Below are 3,217 nucleotides of genomic sequence, written 5' to 3'. Positions count from 1 at the left end.
GCCGCCGAGGTGGAGGCAAACAATGTTATTTGCAAGCTCCGCGATATTTTTCTTGTCAAAGGACAAAAGAAGCGTATAATGCTCGCACCATGACCCGCAAAGGTGGTATCAACAAGACTCGTAAGGCTGTTGCCAAGCGTTTCAAGGTGACCGGTTCGGGCAAGGTCCTGCGTCGCAAGCAGGGTAAGCGCCACATCCTCCAGAAGAAGTCCAGCAAGCGCAAACGCGCTCTGGGCAAGCCCGCTCTGGTGGACGCTACCCAGGTTTGGGCCGTCAAGCAGAACCTGCCCTTCAATTAACTTGAAACCCCGGCAAGAAGCCAAAGCCCCGCCCGCCAATCGGGCGGCCTTCGTGCAGCCTTCCTCTCGGTGAGAGGATAGAACGAACGAGACTGCAAGGAGGTGAGGAAGAACAGTTCGTTCACCCCGATACACAGAACAAACTATGGCACGTGCTACAAATGGGCCGGCATCCCGCGCCCGCCGCAAGCGCATCCTGCTTCGCGCCAAGGGCTTCCGCGGTTTCCGCAGCAAGCTCTTCCGCTACGCTAAGGATGCCGTCTACAAAGCCTGGCAGTATGAGTACCGCGACCGCAAGAGGAGGAAGGGCCAGTTCCGCCGCCTCTGGACGTCTCGTATCTCCGCTGCCGTGCGTCCCCTCGGCCTGACCTACTCCCGCTTCATGGAGGGTCTCAAGGCTGCTAACGTCGACCTTGACCGCAAGTCTCTCGCAGAGCTTGCCGTCGCGAACCCGGAGGGCTTCAAGGCCGTCTTCGAGCTCGCCAAGAAGGCTATCGACGCCAAGGAGGGTGCTGCGCTCAAGGCCTGATCGCCGCCCGACTCAGCAAAACATTCAACCTCAGGGCTGCCGAGCCACTCGGCAGCCCTGAATCACTTTTGGAGGCTCCGAGAAGGCGACGCCGGGAAGCAGGCAGGCGCACAAGCTCCCTCACGCCCTCCCGCCGAACGCAGGCCACTGCCTCAGAGGAGACGAGGCGACAAACACGCGGCGGGAGCATGCGGCCCGCAGCTACTCAGCAGGCGGATGAAGGCGCCCCGCGCCGGCAAGCGGCGGCCGCCCCTCACAGCCCTTTCGCGCGACCCTCTCGCTGCCCTCTCACGGCTCTCACTCGGGCGTCGGCAGGCCGAGAATCGTGCCAGGCATGATGCGGTGCCCGGCGAAGAAACTCTCGGCATTCATCTTGCGCGCTCCGGGCGGTTGAAGCGTCTTGATGCGCAGTGCTCCGCCTCGCGGCCCGCCGCAGGACACAAGCATGCCGTCCGGCCCCGCCTCGAGCACCATGCCGGGCACGGCCTCGGCGGGCTTTTTGACCTGGGAGTACAGCTCCACGGGCGGGAAAATCTTCAGGGATTTGTCCCCGCCGCTGCGCACCGACGGATAAATCGTAAAGGTGCCCGGCCAAGAGTGGTAGGCGCGAATCTTGCGAGCCACCTGAAAGGCCGGTTGCGACCAATCGATCAGACCGTCGGCTCGAGTCAGCTTGGGGGCATAGGTCATCAGCGATTCATCCTGCTGCTCGCGATCATCGGTTCCCTCCCTGAGGCACTCGATGGCGTCCATCAAAGGATCGGGAGCCAAGCGAGCCAAGTCATCGTGCAGGCTCTCGGCCGTCTCCGTTCCGTTGAGGGGAATGGAACTGCGGCAGATGATATCGCCGGCATCCAGACGGCGGACGACGTGCATGACGGTGATGCCCGTCTCATCATCTCCGGCCTCGATGGCGGCTTGAATGCAAGACGCCCCGCGATGCCGAGGCAAGAGCGAGGCGTGCACGTTGATACAGGCGAGGCGCGGTACGTCGATCACCTCCTGCGACAGGATCTGACCATAAGCCATGACCACCACCACATCGGGCTCCAGAGCCCGCAACTGCTCCACGGCCGCAGCGTCGCGCATGCGCTCGGGCTGGTAGACGGCAACCCCGGCCTCGACCGCGATCTGTTTGACGCGCGGCGGAGTCAGCACCTGATGACGACCGACGGGGCGATCGGGCTGGGTAAAGAGAGCCACCAACTCGCCTGTCGACAGGAGAGTCTGCAAAGAAGGGATAGCGATATCCCCCGTAGCCATCATCACGATCCGCATACCCCCCTTTATGCCAGAAGCAGCGATATTGTCAAGCCGATTCAGGTTTGAAGCGGCATTTTCCGCCGCGATTCGCGCCCCGAAAACTCCGAAGCGCGCCGCCGAAGGCCGGCACGGGCAAAGGCGGCGCATGGCGGCCGTGCCATGTCGCGGTGCTGCGCGAGTGCACGGGTGCGTCGGGGAATCACCGGGGCTCTCAGGGCTCGGGCGAGCGGCTTCGGTTGCGGCGATCGAGCTCGCGGAGGGCCTCGGCAAGCGCCTCAGAGCGGCTGCGGAGCACCAGCCCGCTCTCATCGCAGTCAGCGGGCTCCCCTGCTCCGCGACCGACGGAGTGATCGGCTCGCTGCAAGAGATCTTCGACGAATCGGCGCTTGCTCCGAGCCCAGCTCCGAGAAGCTTCAGCGTGAGAATTCGCCTGCACGCTGCGCGAACAGAACTCCGAGGAGGGCGTAACCGGGTTGGTCTCAGCGCTCTTGCGACGCCGGCGACGTTTCTTTTTCTCCGGAGCATCTCCGAAGGCGTCATAAAGGGCGTTCATCGCGACAGCTGCCCATTCGGAAACCTCCTCAACACTCAGTCCGTAACTTCCGGCGATGTCGGCGATTCCCTCCTGCCCCCTGCAGGTCAGGACCTCGAGAGCGATCCGAACGCGGCTGCCGCAGCCGAAGACGACTTCGCCGCTGAGGGGATTTGCCGCCCTGCCCTTACGAGGAGATTTGCCCATAGGTCTTGTAGTCTTAGAACGTTGAGAGAGTCAGTCAGATGCGAATGCGATGCGGAACGCTCGGAGGCGCGATGAGAGCCGCTCTTTCGAGCGCTCTCGGCACGCCCGTCCGCTCTTGCCGCATGCCGGAGGGAGGGCGGAGGAGAGCGCAAGAATCAGGCGGCCGAGCCACGCGACGCAGGGCGTCGAGGCAAGCACATCCACGCCTTGTAGCATAGCAGAGGCCGCGAGAAAAGCAAGTCTTTAAGGCCGCCGGGAAGGTACAAATTCCCACACCTGTCCCAAAGTTTGAGCAGAGGGAAAAAGGATACAGTAATCATGCGGGGTGTCGGGCAAGGAGAGGGCAAAACTAGAGAAGCACCCCCTCCCATAGCGTTTTTTGACGCG

At 62.8% G+C, this 3,217-nt stretch carries 4 protein-coding genes; 2 read left to right on the top strand and 2 right to left on the bottom strand.

Annotated elements, in window-relative coordinates; all coding sequences use genetic code 11:
• Positions 1 to 89 precede the first annotated feature (89 nt).
• Together rpmI and rplT are read left to right on the top strand one after the other, a co-directional pair.
• The gene (rpmI, locus tag AC6UAL_RS09525) at positions 90 to 299 is read left to right on the top strand and encodes a 50S ribosomal protein L35 (protein WP_500683145.1); all 210 of its coding nucleotides are present in this window, start codon (positions 90 to 92) and stop codon (positions 297 to 299) included.
• Positions 300 to 444: 145 nt separating this feature from the next.
• On the top strand, positions 445 to 828 hold the full coding sequence (gene rplT, locus AC6UAL_RS09520; protein WP_500683144.1) for a 50S ribosomal protein L20: 384 nt from the start codon (positions 445 to 447) through the stop codon (positions 826 to 828).
• Positions 829 to 1,125: 297 nt separating this feature from the next.
• Here the strand turns inward: rplT and fmt are convergent, their stop codons facing one another.
• Both fmt and AC6UAL_RS09510 read right to left on the bottom strand, forming a co-directional pair.
• Positions 1,126 to 2,094, bottom strand: a complete 969-nt coding sequence (gene fmt, locus AC6UAL_RS09515) for a methionyl-tRNA formyltransferase (RefSeq protein WP_500683146.1) — start codon at positions 2,092 to 2,094, stop codon at positions 1,126 to 1,128.
• A gap of 208 nt (positions 2,095 to 2,302) precedes the next feature.
• Positions 2,303 to 2,830 carry a hypothetical protein gene (locus AC6UAL_RS09510; protein WP_500683143.1) on the bottom strand — a complete coding sequence of 176 codons (528 nt, stop codon included), beginning with the start codon at positions 2,828 to 2,830 and terminating at the stop codon, positions 2,303 to 2,305.
• Positions 2,831 to 3,217 lie beyond the last annotated feature (387 nt).

The sequence above is a fragment of the Candidatus Parakkermansia intestinigallinarum genome (assembly GCF_944389695.1).
Classification (GTDB): domain Bacteria; phylum Verrucomicrobiota; class Verrucomicrobiia; order Verrucomicrobiales; family Akkermansiaceae; genus Akkermansia; species Akkermansia intestinigallinarum.
The sequence above is the reverse complement of the archived record's forward strand: the minus strand, read 5'-3'. Positions and strand labels throughout refer to the sequence as shown.